The 20133-nt window shown below is 71.0% G+C and carries 16 protein-coding genes; 9 read left to right on the top strand and 7 right to left on the bottom strand.

Features of this window, described 5'->3' with window-relative positions; genetic code table 11:
- Nucleotides 1–4: 4 nt before the first annotated feature.
- Nucleotides 5–2803 (top strand): ATP-dependent RNA helicase, encoded by a 2799-nt coding sequence (locus tag VT50_RS25180; protein ID WP_046085644.1) that lies wholly within the window; start codon nucleotides 5–7, stop codon nucleotides 2801–2803.
- A 58-nt stretch (nucleotides 2804–2861) separates the two neighbouring features.
- Here the strand turns inward: VT50_RS25180 and VT50_RS25175 are convergent, their stop codons facing one another.
- The 7 genes from VT50_RS25175 to polA all read right to left on the bottom strand — a co-directional run bounded on the left by VT50_RS25175 (nucleotide 2862) and on the right by polA (nucleotide 10159).
- The gene (locus VT50_RS25175; RefSeq protein WP_046085643.1) at nucleotides 2862–3239 is read right to left on the bottom strand and encodes a hypothetical protein; all 378 of its coding nucleotides are present in this window, start codon (nucleotides 3237–3239) and stop codon (nucleotides 2862–2864) included.
- On the bottom strand, nucleotides 3236–3454 hold the full coding sequence (locus VT50_RS25170; protein WP_046085642.1) for a hypothetical protein: 219 nt from the start codon (nucleotides 3452–3454) through the stop codon (nucleotides 3236–3238). Before VT50_RS25170 ends, VT50_RS25175 begins: the two co-directional genes overlap by 4 nt.
- A 129-nt stretch (nucleotides 3455–3583) precedes the next feature.
- On the bottom strand, nucleotides 3584–4204 hold the full coding sequence (locus tag VT50_RS25165; protein ID WP_046085641.1) for a hypothetical protein: 621 nt from the start codon (nucleotides 4202–4204) through the stop codon (nucleotides 3584–3586).
- 9 nt (nucleotides 4205–4213) lie between these two features.
- Nucleotides 4214–5224, bottom strand: a complete 1011-nt coding sequence (gene pgfA, locus VT50_RS25160; RefSeq protein ID WP_046085640.1) for a cell envelope lipid trafficking protein PgfA — start codon at nucleotides 5222–5224, stop codon at nucleotides 4214–4216.
- Nucleotides 5225–5241: 17 nt separating this feature from the next.
- Nucleotides 5242–5376 (bottom strand): SPW_0924 family protein, encoded by a 135-nt coding sequence (locus tag VT50_RS38615; protein WP_107424884.1) that lies wholly within the window; start codon nucleotides 5374–5376, stop codon nucleotides 5242–5244.
- Nucleotides 5377–5549: 173 nt separating this feature from the next.
- Entirely contained in the window at nucleotides 5550–7307 is a 1758-nt protein-coding gene (locus VT50_RS25155) for a lytic transglycosylase domain-containing protein (RefSeq protein WP_046085726.1), read from the bottom strand.
- 113 nt (nucleotides 7308–7420) lie between these two features.
- Nucleotides 7421–10159, bottom strand: a complete 2739-nt coding sequence (polA, locus tag VT50_RS25150; protein ID WP_046085639.1) for a DNA polymerase I — start codon at nucleotides 10157–10159, stop codon at nucleotides 7421–7423.
- Between the two features lie 237 nt (nucleotides 10160–10396).
- Here polA and VT50_RS25145 point away from each other — a divergent pair, with 237 nt between their 5' ends.
- The 8 genes from VT50_RS25145 to VT50_RS25110 all read left to right on the top strand — a co-directional run bounded on the left by VT50_RS25145 (nucleotide 10397) and on the right by VT50_RS25110 (nucleotide 20068).
- A complete protein-coding gene (locus VT50_RS25145) occupies nucleotides 10397–12721 on the top strand; it encodes an FdhF/YdeP family oxidoreductase (RefSeq protein ID WP_046085638.1) in 2325 nt (774 codons plus the stop codon).
- An 81-nt stretch (nucleotides 12722–12802) separates the two neighbouring features.
- Complete coding sequence (locus tag VT50_RS25140; RefSeq protein WP_046085637.1) at nucleotides 12803–13318, top strand: hotdog fold thioesterase; 516 nt, start codon at nucleotides 12803–12805, stop codon at nucleotides 13316–13318.
- A gap of 99 nt (nucleotides 13319–13417) precedes the next feature.
- Complete coding sequence (locus tag VT50_RS25135) at nucleotides 13418–13876, top strand: hypothetical protein (protein WP_046085636.1); 459 nt, start codon at nucleotides 13418–13420, stop codon at nucleotides 13874–13876.
- Between the two features lie 543 nt (nucleotides 13877–14419).
- A complete protein-coding gene (locus VT50_RS25130; RefSeq protein ID WP_046085635.1) occupies nucleotides 14420–15652 on the top strand; it encodes a branched-chain amino acid ABC transporter substrate-binding protein in 1233 nt (410 codons plus the stop codon).
- 101 nt (nucleotides 15653–15753) lie between these two features.
- Nucleotides 15754–16686, top strand: coding sequence for a branched-chain amino acid ABC transporter permease (locus tag VT50_RS25125; protein ID WP_046085634.1), 933 nt, complete (start codon nucleotides 15754–15756; stop codon nucleotides 16684–16686).
- Nucleotides 16687–16698: 12 nt separating this feature from the next.
- Nucleotides 16699–18453: a branched-chain amino acid ABC transporter permease gene (locus VT50_RS25120; protein ID WP_046085633.1), complete on the top strand. Its 1755-nt coding sequence runs from the start codon at nucleotides 16699–16701 to the stop codon at nucleotides 18451–18453.
- A complete protein-coding gene (locus tag VT50_RS25115; RefSeq protein WP_046085632.1) occupies nucleotides 18450–19355 on the top strand; it encodes an ABC transporter ATP-binding protein in 906 nt (301 codons plus the stop codon). The genes VT50_RS25120 and VT50_RS25115 overlap by 4 nt, the downstream gene beginning before the upstream one ends.
- Nucleotides 19352–20068: an ABC transporter ATP-binding protein gene (locus tag VT50_RS25110; RefSeq protein ID WP_046085631.1), complete on the top strand. Its 717-nt coding sequence runs from the start codon at nucleotides 19352–19354 to the stop codon at nucleotides 20066–20068. The genes VT50_RS25115 and VT50_RS25110 overlap by 4 nt, the downstream gene beginning before the upstream one ends.
- Nucleotides 20069–20133: the final 65 nt, after the last annotated feature.

Raw genomic sequence — 20133 nt, 5'->3', positions numbered from 1 at the left:
GGGGTTGACCATTCCCACGGACGCGCGCGCCGAGGCACTGGGCCGCCTTCCCGTCCGCGAGGCGGTGCCCGAACTGCTGCGCGCGCTCGACGACCGCGGGGTCGCCGTGCTGTGCGCGCCCCCGGGGACCGGTAAGACGACGCTGGTGCCGCTGGTGCTGGCCGGGCTGGTGGACGGCGGGCCGGTGCGGCGGGTGCTGGTGGCCGAGCCGCGGCGGATCGCGGCACGGGCCGCCGCGCGGCGGATGGCGTGGCTGCTGGGCGAGCGGCCGGGCGGCAGGGTCGGCTTCACCGTGCGCGGCGAGCGGCAGGTTGGCCGCGGGACTCTGGTCGAAGTGGTCACGACCGGTGTGCTGCTGCAACGGCTGCAACGTGATCAGGAGCTGGCCGGTGTCGATGTCGTCGTGCTCGACGAATGCCATGAGCGCCATCTGGACGCGGACACGGCCGCCGCCTTCCTGCTGGACGTCCGGGCCGCCCTGCGCCCCGATCTGCGGCTGATCGCCGCCTCCGCGACCACGGACGCGGAGGGCTGGGCACGGCTGCTCGGCGACGGCGGGGATGACGGGCATGTGGGGGCTGGCGGGACGCACGGCGGGGGCGGCCCCGGGGAGCCCGCTCCTGTCGTTTCCGCGCCGGGGGTCTCCCATCCGGTGGAGGTGGTGTGGGCGCCGCCCGAGCGCCCCGTAAGGCCGCCGCACGGGATGCGGGTGGACCCCGCCCTGCTGGACCATGTCGCGGCCGTGGTGCGGCGGGCGCTGGGCGAGCGGGAGGGCGATGTGCTGTGCTTCCTGCCGGGCGTCGGGGAGATCGCCCGGGTGGCCGGGAAGCTGGGCGGGCTCGCCGGCGCGGAGGTCCTTCAGGTGCACGGGCGGGCGCCCGCCGCCGTCCAGGAGGCGGTGCTCGCGGGCGCGGACGGCGGACGGCGGCGGGTGGTGCTGGCCACCTCGGTCGCCGAGTCGAGCCTGACCGTGCCGGGCGTGCGGATCGTCGTGGACTGCGGGCTGGCGCGTGAGCCCCGGATGGACCACGCACGCGGGCTGAGCGCGCTGACGACCGTAAGGGCGTCACGGGCCACCGCCGGGCAGCGCACGGGCCGCGCGGGGCGCGAGGCACCCGGGGTGGTCTACCGCTGCTGGCCGGAGGCTGAGGACGCCCGGCTGCCGCGTTTCCCGTCCCCGGAGATCGCCGGTGCGGACCTTACGGCCTTCGCCCTGCAGACGGCGTGCTGGGGCGATCCGGACGCCTCGGGGCTGGCCCTGCTCGATCCGCCGCCCGCAGGGGCGATGGCGGCCGCGCGCGAGACGCTTACCGCGATCGGCGCCGTGGACGCCGCCGGGCGGGCCACCGAGCGCGGCACCCGGATGGCGCGCCTCGGCCTCCACCCCCGCCTCGCGCGGGCGCTCATCGACGGCGCGCAGGAGGTCGGCGCGCGCCGGGCGGCCGAGGTGGTGGCCCTGCTGAGCGAGGAGCCCCCGAGGGAGTACGGCGACGACCTCGCCGCCGCCTGGCGCACCGCCCGCCACGGCAGCGACCCCTACGCCACCCGCTGGCGCCAGGAGGCCCGCCGCCTCGAACACGCCCTGACCACGACGGAGACTCCCCGACAGGGCGACGCACAGGCCAGTGACGGCCCCCTGCGAGGCGGCGACCGCCCGGGGCGTGACGGGGACGGCCCGGCGCACGGCAGTGGTGACCGTGCGCGTGGCAGTAGTGGTTCGGCCCGCGGCGGAGTCGGTCCGCGCGACGGTAACAGCGGCCCCATCCACGGCGGAGACGGTCCGCACGACGGCGATGGCGGGCCCGCCCGCCGGGGCGACGGTTTGCGTGGGGATGATGCCGTGGCGGGGCTGTTGGCCGCGTTGGCGTTTCCGGAGCGGGTGGCGCGGCGGCGCGGTGAGCGGGCGTATCTCATGGCCGCCGGGACGGGTGCGGAGCTGGGCGGCGGTTCGCGGCTGGGCGGGGCGCCGTGGCTCGCGGTCGCCGTCGCGGACCGGCCGGTGGCCTCCGCGTCGGCGCGGGTGCGGCTCGCCGCGGTGACCGACGAGGACACCGCCCGGGCGGCGGCCGCGGCGCTGGCCTCGGAGGGTGCGGAGGTGCGCTGGGCCGACGGGGACGTCCTGGCCCGGCGGGTGGCTCGGCTCGGCGCGATCGAGCTGGTGTCCCGGCCGCTGGCGGACCCCGATCCGGAACGGGTGCGACAGGCGCTGCTGGACGGGCTGCGCCGCGAGGGCACGGGGCTGCTGCGCTGGTCGGCGCAGGCCACGGCGGTCCGGCAGCGGATGGCGTTCCTCCACCGTGAGCTGGGCGGGGCCTGGCCGGATGTCTCCGACGAGGCGCTGCTGGACCGTGCGGATGACTGGCTCGGGACGGAGCTGGCGCGGGCCCGCGGGCGCGCCGAGCTGGGGCGGGTGGACGCCGGGCAGGCGCTGGCCCGGCTGATGCCGTGGGCCACGGGCGAGGCGGCGCGGTTCGAGGAGCTGGCGCCGGAGCGGATCGAGGTGCCGAGCGGATCGCGGGTACGGGTGGACTACGGCGCGGACCGGCCCGTGCTGGCCGTCAAGCTGCAGGAGCTGTTCGGCTGGCCGGAGGCACCCCGGATCGCGGGCGGCCGGGTGCCGCTGCTGATCCACCTGCTGTCCCCGGCGGGGCGCCCGGCCGCGGTCACCGCCGATCTGGCGTCCTTCTGGAAGGACGGCTACCGCTCGGTCCGCGCCGAACTCCGCGGCCGGTACCCCAAGCACCCCTGGCCCGAGGACCCGACCACGGCCGAGCCAACCCGCCGCACCAACACCCACCGCTGAACGGTGCGCCCAAGGAGCGGCCCAGTTGAACCACAGGGGCGCGGCGGGCCACGCGGCGTCAGTCGGCCCAGGCGCGCAGGCGGCGGGCGGTTTCGCTGAGGCGGAAGCCGCTGATCTCCCGTATGTCGCGGACCAGTTTGACCATGGCACCCGGCGGGGGCGCGATCGGCTCCCCGGACTCCTCCATGTACATCTGCGCGCAGGCCACGCCGATCGTGGCGTTGTAGTCGGAGAACGGCTCGAGGATCAGTGAGGTGTGCAGAAAGGTCGCGGCGCGGGCGGCGGCCTCCTCGTAGTAGGGCTCGCCCGCGAACCGCTCGTAGCGGTGGCGCTCGGTCATGCAGTGCAGCGCACCCCAGTCCCGGACCGGGGTGTTCACCGGGGAGACCTCGACCTGGACGTTCAGCACCCAACCGGCGTCGACGTACAGGATCACCGCATGCCGTGCGGGAACTCCCGCTCGAACTCGGCCTTGTAGGCCAGGGCGAACTTCACGGCGCCCTCGACGAAGCGCTGCCTCTGGCGCCGCCGCACCACGTCCTCGGTCAGTATGTCGTGCGCCAGCCGCTTGATCGGGACGCCCTTCTCCCTCGCCTCGGCACGCAGCTCGGCCAGCTCCTGCTCGGTGAACTCAATCGTGATGCCAGGCATGGGCGGCATGCTAGCCACGCCCGCGCCCTGATCACTACCGGCTTGGCCACCACGAGCGAATCGCGGGACGGAGGTTGACGCGATGCCCGTCCCGCGCACCGGTCCGCCCTGCTCACCAAGCCAACCCGCTCAGCACTCCAGCCTCAGCGCCAGCTGCTCCCCCGTCGGGAAGGGCTCGTCCACGGCGTGCGGCCCGATCCATATGAGCGCCTGTTCGAAGGTCATATACGAGCCGCTGTCGACGCACTGGCCGACCACCACCGCATTGCCGCCGCAGCGCCATGCGGCGTAATTCCACGGGTGGTCGCCCTTCTCGTCCCGCACCACGGTCTCCGGCTCGCCCAGACGCTCGCTGAAGGCGTCCACCGCGGCGCGCCAGCGGCCGTCGAAGCCCGAGCGGTCGGCCTCGCGGTCGAAGACCCAGCCGGGGGCGCCGGAGTGGTACCCGGCGAGCCAGTCGACATTGCCGCTGAGCCCGTCGGCCTGCAACTCCGCGTCGAAGTCGTCCGGTTCGTAGTAGTAACAGAACGGGATCATGCATTCGGTGTCCGCGTCCTCGGGCCCGCCGAACCACTCCGGGAGGACATGGTGCCCGGTGTTGGTGGCGTAGGAGGACGTGCGCGAGCCGTCACGCACCCAGCCGAAGCGCTTCGCGGCGGCCGCCGTGGCGCCCGGGGTCCATTCCAGGCGCGCCAAGTCGGCGATGTGGCCGATCAGTTCGGGGCCGGGTACGCAGCTGTTCACTGGCATGGTCCTACGCTACGGCCCGCCACTGACAACGGGGTCGGCCGACACCGCGGGCGGCTGCGCCGGGGCGGCCGGCGGGCGCACCGCGCGCCCGCGCGCCTCCAGCAGCAACGCGAGCGCGAGCAGGGCCAGCCCCAGGACCAGGAAACCCCACGGCAGATAGGACGTGAGCAGCAGGACCAGCTGGCGCTGGGACGTGACCAGGTCCACCGTGTGCCGGATGTAGTCCTCGCGCATCTTCACATGGCCGGAGAAGGCGGTCACCCGGTCGCGGTCGCCCAGCAGGGTGCCGCCGCGCAGCTCCTCCCGGTGGATCTCCTGCCCGTTGACCGGGGCACCCGTGGTGGGCTCGACCCAGAACATCCGCTTGGTGCTGTACCAGCGGGTGGTGCCCGCCTTGCGGACGGTCTCGGGGGTGACGCCGTCGACCGGCATGGTCTTGGGCAGCGGCACCTTGGTCCAGGGAATGGTCTGCTCGAAGTAGTAGACCTCCAGACCGCGGAAGTTCCGGGTGCCCCGGTAGTGGATGGGGGCGGAGGTGCGGGTCTGGGGATCGAAGTAGCGGTAGTCGCGCTTTTCGGTGAGGAACGGCCACTTGTACTCGATGCCGTCGCGGCGCACCGCGTCCCCGTCGACGTGTTCGCCGCCCGTGTGCACCGGGTCCTGGGAGTGGGCGTCGAAGACATAGCGTTCGGGGATCTTGGAGACCATCTTGCCGTCGGGCCCGGCCACGTACGACAGGGCGTCCCAGACGACGACATCGCGCCCGGTCGCCTTCCCGGCCCGCTTCGCGGCGGGCACATTGCCGCGCAGGGTCTGCACGATGCTGACCTTGGGGACGGTTCGGGGCTTCATGGTGCCGTAGTCGAGCAGGGTGGCGGGACTGGCCTCCAGCACCGCCGTCTGGTACTCGCTGGGCGGGATCTTGGCCAGCCGGGGATAGGCGTACCAGCGCAGCAGCGGCGCGAGGGCGGCGAAGAAGACGGCGAAGGCCAGCAGCACCAGGCTTGCTCTGCGGCGCATGGCGGATGTCCCTCCCTCTAGGGGTGCTTGGGGACGGTGGTGAGCAGGGGCTCCGGGGAGGTCGCACCGCTGGGCGCGCCGATGGCCGTCACCGTGAGGACGATGGCGAGGGCGGCGGCGAGTCCGATCGCGGCGGCGGCGAGGGCACGCATACGGGGCCTCCTCGTGGTCGGTACGAGGCGCTGCCTGACGCTTCGTCAGGGATGGGGCACCGTAGCAACGGGGGCCGCAGATGAGAACACGAAGGCCGGAAAGCGTCACACCGCCCCTGGGCCCGGTGGGGGCTCAGGGGCGGTGCGGTGTGAACCGTGGGAGGAGCGCTCGTCTACGAGGCGGGGGCCTGGGTGACCGTCAGCTCGACGTCCAGGACGGCGCCGCCCTCGGCGGTGAGGCGGAGCAGGAAGGTGCCCGCGTGGTCATCGGTGAGGATCTTCGGCAGGGTGAGCCGGCCGAGGCCGTCGGTCTTCAGGGCGGCCAGGGTGCGCACCGGCTCGCCCTCGTCGTCCAGGAAGTAGGGCCCCTTGTCGCTGGGGACCGGTTCGTCGTCGGGCTTCGGGTCCTTCGGCAGGGTGATCATGGTGGCGGTCACCGGGACATCCGCCATGGCCTTGCCCTTGTTGGTGGCCTCGACGGTGAGCGCGTCGGCGAAGGAGGCACCGGTCTCGGCCGTGAGCTTCTTGTCGCCGATCCGGGCCAGCGCGTCGGCCTGCGGCACGGGCCGGGCCTTGACGGTGGCGGTGAACTCGACCGGGGCGGCCTCCCGCCCCACGGCGGTGGCGCGCACGGTGAAGGTGCCGGTCTTCTCGCCCGCGAGCAGCTTGGGCGCGGTGGCGGTGCCATCGGCGGCGGTCAGCACGGTGGCGGACTTGGCCAGGCCGAGGAAGCGCGCGTCGGTGTCGCCGAGGATTTCGTACCGCACCCGGGCGCTGGCCACCGGCTTGCCCGCGGTGTCCACGGCCTTGACGCGCGGCGACCGGGCGAACCCGGTGCCCGCGGTGGTGGACAGCTCCTTCGCGCCGACGGTGGTGAGCTTGCTGGTGCCGCTCGGGGTGGACGGCGGAGTGGTGGGGGGCTTCGGGGTCGGGGTCCCGGTGCCGGGGGTGCCCCCGTTCTCATCGGACGGCGGGGTCGGGGTGCTGGTGTCGGGCTCGTCGTTGGGCTTGGGCAGGGTGTGGGCGTCGTTCTCCTTGCCCTTCCCGGGGCCCTTCCCCGGGTTCCGGCCCGAGTCCTTGCCCTTGTCGCCCGAGCCGTTCCCCGGGACCACACCGGTGCCGTCGGGGACCTCATGGGTGCCGCGCTTGTAGTACTCGAACCACGACAGGACGGTGTTCAGGTACTCCCGCGAGTGGTTGTAGCCGAGGATCGCGCGGTCCAGATCGGCCTTGACCGACAGATCGCGGCCGTCCGCGCAGAGGTAGCCGCCCGCGGCGAGGGCGGCGTCATAGACGTTGTTGGGGTCCTTCTCGCCGTCACCATTGCCGTCCCGGCCCCAGTTGGCCCAGGTGGACGGGATGAACTGCATGGGGCCGACCGCGCGGTCGTGCTTGCTGTCGCCGTCGTAGGCACCGCCGTCGGTGTCCTTGATCAGGGCGAAGCCGTCGCCGTTGAGAACCGGGCCGAGGATGGGCGAGACGGTGGTGCCGTCGGCGCCCACATTGCCGCCACCGGCCTGGCCGGACTCGACCTTGCCGATCGCGGCAAGCAGCTCCCAGGGCAGATTGCAGCCGGGGTTGGACTCCCTCAGGGCCGCTTCCGCCTTCTTGTAGGCGGCGAGGACGCTCGCGGGTATGCCCGCCTCGGGCTTGGAGCTGCTGCCCCCGGGCAGCCCGGGCAGATCGATCGAGGAGCCCGGCTTGTCGGGGGTGACCAGGGGTGGCAGATCGGTGTGGTACGAGGAGCCACCGTCGATGGGGGTGTCATCCGGCGCCGGTGCCTCCCCCGCCCGCTGCTCCCGGCTCCCCTCGCCATGGTCGGAATTGGCGAATCCGGGCGCCTGGGACGCGGTGAGGGCGGCCATCGCGGCCGCCGCCACCGCCGTCGTGGCGGCCCCCTTGCGCAGACGTCGGCCGATAAACGGTGCCATCCGTGCGTCCCTCCCGTCGAACACCATGCGCTCCCCCTGCGCGTCAACTCTGGTGACACTACGACAACTTATGGCCCGCAGCTACCGGTGCAAACACCGCGTCCGGCGAACTCTCAGTGAGCCGCGGACTCCCAGTCGGCACCGGATCCTACCGATACGTCCAGCGGAGCGCTGAGCTGGAAGGCGCCCGTCATCTCCCGGCGCACCAGCTCCTCGACCCGCTTCCGCTCCCCGGGCGCGATCTCCAGCACGATTTCGTCGTGGACCTGCAACAGCATCCGCGACGACAGTTTCTCCCTCGTCAACGCCGCGTCCACCTTGAGCATCGCGATCTTCACGATGTCGGCGGCGGTGCCCTGGATCGGGGCGTTGAGCGCCATCCGCTCGGCCATCTCGCGGCGCTGGCGGTTGTCGCTGGTGAGGTCCGGCAGATAGCGGCGGCGGCCGAGCATGGTCTCCGTATAGCCGGTGGCGCGCGCCTCCTCGACGACCCGCTGGAGGTAGTCGCGCACCCCGCCGAACCGCTCGAAGAAGTTCTCCATCAGCTTGCGGGCCTCATCGGGGGTGATGCCCAGCTGCTGGGAGAGGCCGAACGCCGAAAGGCCGTACGCCAGCCCGTAGGACATCGCCTTGATCTTGCGGCGCATCTCCGGGTCGACCGCCGACTTCTCGACCGAGAAGACCTGGGAGGCGACCGTGGTGTGCAGGTCCTCACCGGAGGTGAACGCCTCGATCAGGCCCTCGTCCGCGGAGAGATGGGCCATGACGCGCAGCTCGATCTGGCTGTAGTCGGCGGTCATCAGCGACTCGAAGCCGTCGCCGACCACGAAGCCGCGCCGGATCGCCCGGCCCTCGTCGGTGCGCACCGGGATGTTCTGCAGATTGGGGTCGGTGGAGGAGAGCCGGCCGGTGGCCGCCACGGTCTGGTTGAAGCTGGTGTGGATGCGGCCGCCGGGGGCGATGGTCTTGATCAGACCCTCGACGGTGGAGCGCAGCCGCGCCTGCTCGCGGTGGCGCAGCATGATCACCGGGAGCTCGTGGTCGGTCTGCGCGGCCAGCCAGGCCAGCGCGTCGGCGTCCGTGGTGTACCCGGTCTTGGTCTTCTTGGTCTTGGGCAGGCCGAGCTCGCCGAAAAGCACCTCCTGGAGCTGCTTGGGCGAGCCGAGGTTGAACTCGTGGCCCACCGCGGCGTGGGCCTCCTTCACGGCATGCTGCACGGCGGCCGCGAACTGCTGCTCCATGCGCTCCAGCCAGCCGCGGTCGGCGGCGATGCCCGACCGCTCCATCCGGGCCAGCAGCTCGGAGACGGGCAGCTCCATGTCGTGCAGCAGCTCGGCCGCGCCGACGTCCTTCAGCCGGCCGCCGAAGGTCTCGCCCAGGTCCAGGATGGTCCGCGCCTTGATCATCAGGGCGTCCCGCTCGGCCTCCTCATCGGCGCCGAAGGCCAGCTGTCCGCCGTCCGCTGCCGCCGCCGGGGACAGCTCACGGCCCAGGTACTCCACCGACAGGGCGTCCAGCTCGAAGGAGCGGCGGCCGGGCTTGACCAGATAGGCGGCGAGGGCGGTGTCCATGCTGACGCCCGCGACGGACCAGCCGTGCTCGGCGAAGACCCGCATGATCCCCTTGGCGTTGTGCAGCACCTTGGGGCGGTCCGGGTCCGCGATCCACTCGGCGAACGCCCGCTCGTCGGCCTCGTCCAGCTGCGCGGGGTCGAAGAAGGCGGCGGGCCCTGAGCCGGTGGCCAGCGCGACCTCGCTGACGCTGCCGCTGCCCAGCGCCCAGGTGTCGACGGTGGCCAGGCCCAGCGGGGCGTCACGGTGGCTCTCCAGCCAGGGGGCTAGCTCGCCCGCGCCCAGCGCCACTCCGTCGACCGCGACGCCCGGCTCGGTGGCCGCTGGCTCGTCCACCGCCGCGCCCGGGTCGACGGCCATGATCCGGTCGCGGAAGTTCTGGTGGCGGAACTCCAGCGCGTCCAGGATCACCCCAAGCGCCTCCCGGTCGTACGGGGTGCGCTCGAGCCCTTCGGGGCCGGTGGCGAGCTCCACGTCCCGCACCAGCTCGGTCAGCTGGCGGTTGAGCTTCACGGACTCCAGGTGGTCACGGAGCTTCTCGCCGACCTTGCCCTTGACCTCCTCGACCCGCTCCACCAGGTCCTTGAAGGAGCCGAACTGGTTGATCCACTTCGCCGCGGTCTTCTCGCCGACGCCCGGGATACCGGGGAGGTTGTCCGACGGGTCGCCGCGCAGGGCCGCGAAGTCGGGGTACTGGCTCGGGGTGAGGCCGTACTTCTCCCGCACCTTCTCGGGGGTGAACCGGGTCAGCTCGGAGACGCCCTTGGTGGGGTAGAGCACCGTGACATGGTCGGTGACCAGCTGGAAGGAGTCCCGGTCGCCGGTGACGATCAGGACGTCGAAGCCCTGCTCCTCGGCCTGGGTGGCGAGGGTGGCGATCACATCGTCGGCCTCGAAGCCCTCGATCGCGAAGCGCGTGATCTTCATGGCGTCAAGCAGCTCGCCGATCAGCTCGACCTGGCCCTTGAACTCATCGGGGGCCTTGGAGCGGTTCGCCTTGTACTCGGTGAACTGCTCGGAGCGCCAGGTCTTGCGCGAGACGTCGAACGCCACGGCGAGGTGGGTGGGCTTCTCATCACGGAGCGTGTTCGCCAGCATCGAGGTGAAGCCGTAGATCGCGTTGGTGGTCTGGCCGGTGGTCGTGTTGAAGTTCTCCGCCGGCAGCGCGAAGAACGCCCGGTATGCCAGGGAATGCCCGTCCAGCAGGAGCAGGCGGGGACGGTCATTCCCCGTGCCGTCGGGCGCGGGCGCTGCGGTCTTCTTCGATGCTTTCTCTGCCACGCCCCCGATCCTGCCACGCCCCACCGACAATGCCTCCCGCCCCGGCCACCGGACCGGCCCGGACGCGAGATCGCACCGGTCCAGACACGCGATCGCACCGGACCGGGGCAGAAGATCGCGCCAGGGGCGGGCACAAGATCGCACCGGGCCGCCGCCCCGGCTGTCAGTGGCCCGTGACAGGATCGGATGCGGTAGGTCCCGCACAGGTCCCGCAACGCTCGAGCCAAGGGGAGCGACATGGCAGCCAAGCCGCCCGCAGGCGATCCGGTCCAGGACGCACCCGAGGTCACACCCCCACAACACGCCGCCGCCGGGCTGCCGGCCGTGGGGCGTTCGCTGCGCATCGCCCAGCAGCAGATGGGCGTGCGCCGCACCGCGCTCACGCTGCTGCGCGTCAACCAGAAGGACGGCTTCGACTGCCCCGGCTGCGCCTGGCCCGAGCCGGACAAGCGCCATGCGGCCGAATTCTGTGAGAACGGCGCGAAGGCCGTCGCCGAGGAGGCCACCCTCCGCCGGGTGACCCCCGACTTCTTCGCCGCCCACCCGGTGGCCGACCTCGCCACCCGCAGCGGTTACTGGCTCGGTCAGCAGGGCAGGCTGACCCAGCCCATGTACCTGCCCGAGGGCGCCGAGCGGTACGAGCCGGTGAGCTGGGACCGGGCGTTCGACATCGTCGCCGACGAGCTGACCGCGCTCGGCTCCCCCGACGAGGCGGTCTTCTACACCTCGGGCCGCACCAGCAATGAGGCGGCCTTCCTCTACCAGCTCTTCGCCCGCGAGTTCGGCACCAACAACCTGCCCGACTGCTCCAACATGTGCCATGAGTCGTCCGGCTCCGCCCTCACCGAAACCCTCGGTGTCGGCAAGGGCAGCGTGCTGCTGGAAGACCACTACAAGGCCGACCTGATCGTCGTGGCCGGGCAGAACCCGGGCACCAACCACCCGCGCATGCTCTCCGCCCTGGAGAAGGCGAAGGCCAACGGCGCGAAGATCATCTCCATCAACCCGCTGCCCGAGGCCGGTCTGGAGCGGTTCAAGAACCCGCAGAACGCCCGCGGCATCGCCGGTGGCGGCACCGCGCTCACCGATCTCTTCCTACAGATCAGGCTCGGCGGCGACCAGGCGCTCTTCCGCCTCCTCAACAAACTCATCCTCGAAGCGTCCGACAGCGCCTCCGGCGCGGGCGGGGGAGCCATCGACGAGGAGTTCATCCGCGAGCACACCCATGGCTTCGAGGAGTTCGCCGCCGCGGCCCGCGCCGCCGACTGGGACGAGACGCTGCGCGCCACCGGTCTCGACCGCGCCGACATCGACCGCGCGCTGCGCATGGTCCTCGCCTCCAAGCGCACCATCGTGTGCTGGGCGATGGGCCTGACCCAGCACAAGCACTCGGTGCCCACCATCCGCGAGGTCGTCAACTTCCTGCTGCTGCGCGGCAACATCGGTCGCCCCGGCGCCGGGGTCTGCCCGGTGCGCGGCCACAGCAATGTGCAGGGCGACCGCACCATGGGCATCTTCGAGCGGCCCGCCCCGGCCTTCCTGGACGCCCTGGAGCGCGAGTTCGGCTTCGCCCCGCCCCGCGAGCACGGCTTCGATGTCGTCCGGGCCATCCGCGCGCTGCGCGACGGCCAGGCCAAGGTCTTCTTCGCCATGGGCGGCAACTTCGTGTCGGCGTCCCCCGACACCGAGGTCACCGAGGCCGCGATGCGCGCCGCCCGGCTGACCGTCCATGTCTCCACCAAGCTCAACCGCTCCCATGTGGTCACCGGCGCCCGGGCGCTGATCCTGCCCACCCTCGGCCGCACCGAGCGCGATCTCCAGGGCGGCGGCCCGCAGTTCGTCACCGTCGAGGACTCCATGGGCATGGTGCACGCCTCCCGCGGGCGCCTGGAGCCCGCGAGCTCCCATCTGCTCTCCGAGCCCGCCATCGTCTGCCGGCTGGCCCGCCGGGTGCTGGGCCCCGAGAGCCGCACCCCCTGGGAGGAGTTCGAGAAGGACTACGCGAGCGTCCGCGACCGCATCGCCGCCGTCATCCCCGGCTTCGAGGACTTCAACGAGCGGGTGAGCGACCCCTCCGGTTTCGCCCTGCCGCACGCCCCGCGCGACAGCCGCAGCTTCCCCACCGCCACCGGTAAGGCCAACTTCACCGCGGCCTCCGTCGAGTACCCGGAGGTGCCCGCGGGCCGACTGCTGCTGCAGACCCTGCGCTCCCACGACCAGTACAACACCACCATCTACGGCTTGGACGACCGCTACCGCGGCATCAAGAACGGCCGCCGGGTGGTGCTGGTGCACCCCGAGGACGCCGGGGAGCTCGGGCTGGCCGACGGCGCTTATGTCGACCTGGTCGGCGAGTGGAAGGACGGCATCGAGCGGCGTGCCACCGGCTTCCGCGTGATCCACTACCCGACCGCGCGCGGCTGCGCCGCCTCGTACTACCCGGAGACCAACGTCCTGGTCCCGCTGGACTCCACCGCCGACACCAGCAACACCCCGGCGAGCAAGTCCGTGGTGGTCCGCCTGGAACAGACCACCCCGGCCGCCCAGACGACCCCGGCCTAAGCGTTTGCTCAGTTGCCTGGTAAGAAGGTGGCCACCACAAGCAAAGGTGGCCACCACAGCAAGCGAACGGAGCCTGTCCCGATGGGCGAGCAGACCAGCGTGAAGTTCCCGCAAGAGGTACTCGACGAGTACGCGGCGCTCGGCGTGGATCTTCCCGCGCTGTTCTCCGCAGGACACCTCGGCACCCGCATGGGCGTGCGGATCCTCGAGGCCTCGGCCGAGCGGGTCGTGGGCACCATGCCGGTGGAGGGCAACACCCAGCCGTACGGGCTGCTGCACGGCGGCGCCTCCGCCGTGCTGGCCGAGACCCTTGGCTCGGTCGGCTCGATGCTGCACGGCGGCAGCGCGCGGATCGCGGTCGGCGTGGACCTCAACTGCACCCACCACCGGGGCGTCCGCTCGGGCCTGGTCACCGGTGTCGCCACCCCCGTCCACCAGGGACGCTCCACCGCCACCTACGAGATCGTCATCAGCGATGAGCAGGACCGGCGGGTGTGCACCGCCCGCCTCACCTGTCTGCTGCGCGAGGTCGACGACGCCGGGCGGGCCAAGACGGTCGCCGACATCGCGGGGGCGAAGGAGCGCGCCGAGGCGTGACCCGGCACCACCGCCGCTGTCCCCGCTTGCCGTTGCCCCCATCGACGTTGCCCCCAGCACCGTTGTCCCCCGGGGAGGCCGGGAATACCGTGACTCCCCATGGGGGCAACGACCCGGGCGGGCGCCTGGCCCGCCGCCGTCAGCGGATGCGCTCTCGTACTCGCCGTAACGGTGACCGGATGCGGCGGCTCCGGTTCCGCCTCCTCAGGCGACTCCCGCGACCCCGGTGACTCCGGTAGCGCCCCGGCGTCCGCACCCGCCGCACACCACCCCACACCACAGACCGCCTCCCCCGTGCGGCTGTGCGCCGACCTCATCTCCTACTGGGCCGGACAGGACCTGGCAGGCAGCCAGTGGGCCGGGCTCGACTGGGAGCAGAAGGGGCTCTCCAACGAGCAGTACGAGATCTACGACGACATCGTCCGGGCCGCGCGCGCCGAGCGGAAGCGGCATGGCGCCCCGGCGGCCAAAACACTGATCAAGCGGCTGGCCGAGCGCCGCTGCGCGGCGGCGAACGGCGCCACCCGCAGCTCCGAGAACTGGCGCCCGCCGACCTGAGCCGCACCGGCCCGGCACGGCCAGGCGCCGATCCGAAACGGGCCAGAAACCGGTCCGAAACCCTTCCGGAACCCCCACCCACGGCCCACCCACGACCCAGCCCACAGCCCCGGACCCGCACCGTTATCCGTAACACTGCGTAACGCTGACGCAATATAAGATCGCATTTTCAGCACCCTCGGCAACATCGAAATCGATCTTCCCGCGCCCCTCCGCACACGCCCCTCCGCGCTTCATTCACAAGCCCACCGCACTCCTTAGCGGAACTGCACCTTCTCAGGATCCGGACCTAATGATTGGTCCAAATGCGCCCCATTCATCCCTTCCGTTCCGCTACACGGACATCCCGGGGTGACGCGCGTCATAACAAGACAGTCACATCATCGCCTGGACCTCTGCCCCACGTCGCGCCCCGCGCTTAGAGTCACAGCCAGTCACGGCCCCGTGGGATGTACGCCGCACCCACACGGCCATTCCAGGTTCATCCGGCGAGGACACGGCACCCCACGAACCCGGGGTGCCGGGCCAGGGAAAGGATTCCTCGTGCGACACCGTTCCTTGCTCATCATCACGACCGCCATCACCGCGGGCGCACTCACACTCAGCGCCTGCGGGTCGCGAGACGACAAAGACGACAGTGGCGGCAAGGACGGCAAGACGACCGTGGTGATCGGTGTCGACGCCCCGCTCACCGGCTCGCTGTCCGCCCTCGGCCAGGGCATCAAGAACTCCGTCGACCTCGCGGCGAAGATAGCCAACAAGAACAACGAGGTGGACGGGGTCACCTTCAAGGTCAAGTCCTTCGACGACCAGGCCGTGCCCTCCTCCGGCAAGGCGAACGCGACCTCGATGGTCGACGACGAGGACATCCTCGGCGCGGTCGGGCCGCTCAACTCGGGCGTCGCCCAGTCCATGCAGGGCGTCTTCGACCGGGGCGACCTCGCCCAGGTCTCCCCGGCCAACACCAACCCGGCCCTCAGCCAGGGCGACGACTGGGCCACGGGCAAGAAGTCGCGCCCGTTCAAGACCTACTTCCGCACCGCGACCACCGACATCATCCAGGGCCGCTTCGCCGCGCAGTACTACTACAAGGACGCGAAGAAGCGGAAGGTCTTCGTCATCGACGACAAGCAGGCGTACGGCAACGGCCTCGCCACCATCTTCGCCGATGAGTTCAAGCGCCTCGGTGGCAAGGTCGTCGGCCGTGACCACCTGACCGTCAAGGAGACCGACTTCTCCGGCATCGCCAACAAGGTGAAGTCCTCCGGCGCCGACTCGGTCTACTTCGGCGGTCAGTACCCCGAGGGCGGTCTGCTGTCCGACCAGGTCAAGCAGGCCGGCGCACAGGTCCCGATCATGGGCGGCGACGGCATCTACGACCCCGCCTTCATCAAGGCCTCTGGCACCAGCAACGACGGTGACCTCGCCACCTCCGTCGGCTACCCGGTCGAGCAGCTGGACTCCGCCAAGACGTTCGTGAAGAACTACGGGGACCAGCACTACAAGGACCCGTACGCGGCCTACGGCGGCTACTCCTACGACGCCGGCTGGGCCATCATCCAGGCCGTCAAGGCCGTGGTCGAGGACAACGACGGCAAGCTCCCGGACGACGCCCGCGCCAAGATCACCGAGGCGCTGAGCAAGGTCTCCTTCGACGGCGTCACCGGCAAGGTCTCCTTCGACAAGTACGGCGACACCACCAACAAGCAGCTGACCGTCTACAAGGTCACCAAGGGCGCCTGGAAGTCCGTGAAGAGCGCGACCTTCAAGGACTGACGCCGGCGGCAATCCGCACACCCACGAAACGAATCCGCGCGAGGGCGTACCCATCGCCCTCGCGCGGTGTCATATCCGACACGCTCATCGGAGGCCCTGCGGTGCACGAACTGCCGCAAACGCTGGTCAACGGCCTGACCCTCGGCGCCCTCTACGGCTTGATCGCCATCGGGTACACCATGGTCTACGGCATCGTCCAGCTCATCAACTTCGCCCATGGCGAGATCTTCATGATCGGGGGCTTCGGGGCCCTCAGCATCTACATCTGGCTGCCCAGCGGCACCGCGCTCTCCCTCGCCCTGCCCCTGATGCTGATCGGCGGCATCGTCGCCTCGGTCGCCATCGCCACCGCGGCGGAACGCTTCGCCTACCGGCCCCTGCGCGGCGGCCCCCGGCTCGCCCCCCTGATCACCGCGATCGGCCTCTCCATCGCACTGCAGCAGGCCGTCTGGGCCTTCTACCCCGACGCCAAGAAGCCCCGCAGCTTCCCGCAGTTCGAAGGCTCGTCGTTCGAGATCCTCGACAATCTGCACATCCAGCGCGGCGACGCCTTCCTCCTCATCGCCGCACCGCTGTGCATGCTCGCCCTCGGGCTGTTCGTCTCCAAGAGCCGGGCCGGCCGCGCCATGCAGGCCACCGCGCAGGACCCCGACACCGCCAAGCTCATGGGCATCAACACCGACCGCATCATCGTGATGGCCTTCGCCATCGGCGGTGTGTTCGCCGCCGTCGCGGCCCTCTCCCACGGGCTCAAGTACGGCCAGATCAACTTCGAGATGGGCTTCATCGCCGGTCTCAAGGCGTTCACCGCGGCCGTGCTCGGCGGCATCGGCAACATCTACGGCGCCATGCTCGGCGGTGTCGTCCTGGGCGTCGTCGAGGCCCTGGCCATCAAGTACATCCAGGACATCCCCGGGATGGACCAGCTCGGCGGCGGTGCCTGGAAGGACGTATGGGCCTTCACCCTGCTCATCGTCGTCCTGCTGGTCAGGCCACAGGGCCTGCTCGGCGAACGCGTAGCGGACCGGGCGTGAGGGAGTGAACCGATGACCACCGACAAGACCCAGCCCACCTCCGTGCCCACGGCCGAGGCCGGCGCACCCGCCCCGCGCACCACCTTGCTCCGGGCCCTCACCGCGGCCGGCGGCGCCGCCGCCGTCGTCTCCACCTTCCTCGCCTGGACCTGGACCGCCGAGTTCCCCGGCGATCTGACCGTCTACGGCTACCCCGGCGGACTGCAGCTCCTCACCCTCGTCCTGGGTATCGCCACCGGCGTCTTCGCGCTCGCCGCCCTCGATCTGAAGGGCCTGCGCTGGCTCACCCCCAGCGGCTCCACCCAGGCCCTGCGGCTGCTGGCCCTCGGCACCTTCGCCGTCACCTGGTTCACCGTCATCGCCATCGCGGTGGATCTGGACGGCCTGGTCAACCTGGAACCCGGCGGCTGGATAGCCGCCGTGGTGACCGCCGCGCCCGTGGCCACCACCTTTCTGCTCCCGGACGACAGCCGCCCGCTGCGCCGCCCCAAGGAGCTGCCCTCCTGGGCCGAGATCCTGATCATCGCGGCGGTCTTCGCCATCGGCCTCTACGTGGTCAACTACGGCATCCAGACCGACGCCGACCACCCCGAGCCGTTCCTCGGCTACCTCATCGCCGTCGGATTCGCCGCCGTCGCCCTGGTCAAGGCCGGGCTCATCAGCCGGATCAGCGAGCTCACCACCTCCTACCGCTCCGTCACCCTGGTGGCGGCGCTGATCACCGCGATCGTCTTCCCGTTCTTCCAGGACAAGTCCAGCTTCACCGAACTGGGCGTCAACATCGCCATCTTCGCGACCGTCGCCCTCGGTCTGAACATCGTCGTCGGCCTCGCGGGCCTCCTCGACCTCGGGTACGTCGCCTTCCTCGGCGTCGGTGCCTACACCGCCGCCCTGGTCTCCGGATCCACCGCCTCGACGATCGACGTCAAGTTCCCGTTCTGGGCCGCCGTGATCACCGGCGGAGTGGTCTCCCTGATCTTCGGCGTGGTCATCGGCGCCCCGACCCTGCGGCTGCGCGGCGACTACCTCGCCATCGTGACCCTCGGCTTCGGAGAGATCTTCCGTCTCGCCATGCTGAACCTCGACGGCACCTCGGGCCCCTCCGTCACCAACGGCCCCGACGGCATCCCCAACATCCCCCCGCTGGAGATCTTCGGGTTCAACTTCAACGACGACCACAGCGTCGGCGGAGTCACCCTCGACTCCAACGGCAACTACTACCTGCTGATGCTGCTGGTCACGGTGGTCGTCGTACTGATCTTCAGCCGGGCGGGCAACTCCCGCATCGGCCGCGCCTGGGTCGCCATCCGCGAGGACGAGACCGCCGCCACCGCGATGGGCATCAACGGATTCCGGGTCAAGCTCATCGCCTTCGCGCTCGGCGCCACCCTGGCCGGGGTGGCCGGCGCCGTATGGGCCCACTTCCAGTCCACGGTCGTCCCCGAGCAGTACGTCTTCGCCGGACCCGTGCCGCCCAACTCCACCTTCCTGGTGGCCGCCGTCATCCTCGGCGGCATGGGCACCATCGGCGGCCCGCTGCTCGGCGCCACCCTGCTCTATCTGATCCCCAAGAAGCTGGAGTTCCTCCAGGACTACCAGCTGCTCGCCTTCGGCATCGCGCTCATCCTGCTGATGCGCTTCCGCCCCGAGGGGATCGTCCCCAACCGGCGGCAGCAGCTCGAATACCACGAGACCGGCCAGCTCGACGTCCCCGGCGCCACCGGACTCAAGGACGGTGCCGTCGGCGTCACCAAGGCGGAGGCATGACAGCGATGACCACCACCACGACCTCCCCCGTGCTCACCGCCACCGGCGTCACCATGCGCTTCGGCGGGCTCACGGCCGTCCAAGCGGTCGACCTCGATGTCCACCCCGGCGAGATCGTCGGTCTCATCGGGCCCAACGGCGCGGGCAAGACCACCTTCTTCAACTGCCTCACCGGTCTCTACGTCCCCACCGAGGGCAGCGTCGCCTACCGGGGCACCGTGCTCCCGCCCAAGCCCCATCTGGTCACCCAGGCGGGCATCGCGCGCACCTTCCAGAACATCCGGCTCTTCGCCAATATGACGGTCCTGGAGAACGTGCTCGTCGGCCGCCACACCCGCACCAAGGAGGGCCTGTGGTCGGCCCTGCTGCGCGGCCCCGGCTTCAAGCGCGCCGAGACCGCCTCCAAGGCCCGCGCCATGGAACTCCTGGAGTTCACCGGCCTCGCCGACAAGGCCGACCACCTCTCCCGCAACCTCCCCTACGGCGAACAGCGCAAGCTGGAGATCGCCCGGGCCCTCGCCAGCGACCCCGGGCTGCTGCTCCTCGACGAGCCCACCGCCGGAATGAACCCCCAGGAGACCCGCGCCACCGAGGAACTGGTCTTCGCCATCCGGGACCTGGGCACCGCCGTGCTCGTCATCGAGCACGACATGCGCTTCATCTTCAACCTCTGCGACCGGGTCGCCGTGCTCGTCCAGGGCCAGAAGCTCGTCGAAGGCACCTCGGAGACCGTCCAGAGCGATGAGCGCGTCATCGCCGCCTACCTCGGCACCCCCTTCGAGGGCGCACCGGGCGCGGAGGAGGCCGCCGAGGTCGAGGCCGCGGAGTCCGGGGCCACGGGCGGGGCCACGCAGGACGAGGCCCAGCGGGGCCCCACAGCACGTACGGAGGACGGACAGTGACCGCACTGCTCGAGGTCGAGGACCTGCGGGTCGCCTACGGCAAGATCGAGGCCGTCAAGGGCATCTCGTTCAGCGTCGAGGCCGGACAGGTCGTCACCCTCATCGGTACCAACGGCGCGGGCAAGACGACCACGCTGCGCACCCTGTCCGGTCTGCTCCAGCCGCTCGGCGGGGAGATACGCTTCGACGGCAAGCCACTGCGGGGCGTCCCCGCGCACAAGATCGTCTCCCTGGGACTGGCCCACTCGCCCGAGGGGCGGCATATCTTCCCGCGGCTGTCGATCGCCGAGAACCTCCAGCTCGGAGCGTTCCTCCGGAAGGACGCGGACGGCATAGCCGCGGACATCCGGCACGCGTACGAGCTCTTCCCCATCCTCGGCGAACGCCGCAACCAGGCGGCGGGCACCCTCTCCGGCGGTGAGCAGCAGATGCTCGCGATGGGGCGGGCCCTGATGTCCCGGCCCAAGCTGCTGATGCTCGACGAGCCCTCGATGGGCCTCTCACCGATCATGATGCAGAAGATCATGCAGACCATCGCCGAGCTCAAGTCCCAGGGCACGACGATCCTGCTGGTCGAGCAGAACGCCCAGGCGGCCCTGTCGCTGGCCGACCAGGGCCATGTGATGGAGATCGGCAACATCGTGCTGTCGGGGACCGGGGAGACGCTGCTGCACGACGAGTCGGTGCGGAAGGCGTACCTCGGCGAGGACTGAGGGCCGACGCCTACGGGGCCGACGCCTACGGAAGGGCCCGCACCGCCGAAGCGGCGGTGCGGGCC

Source organism: Streptomyces antioxidans (assembly GCF_000968685.2).
GTDB classification, from domain to species: Bacteria; Actinomycetota; Actinomycetes; order Streptomycetales; family Streptomycetaceae; genus Streptomyces; species Streptomyces antioxidans.
The sequence above is the reverse complement of the archived record's forward strand: the minus strand, read 5'-3'. Positions and strand labels throughout refer to the sequence as shown.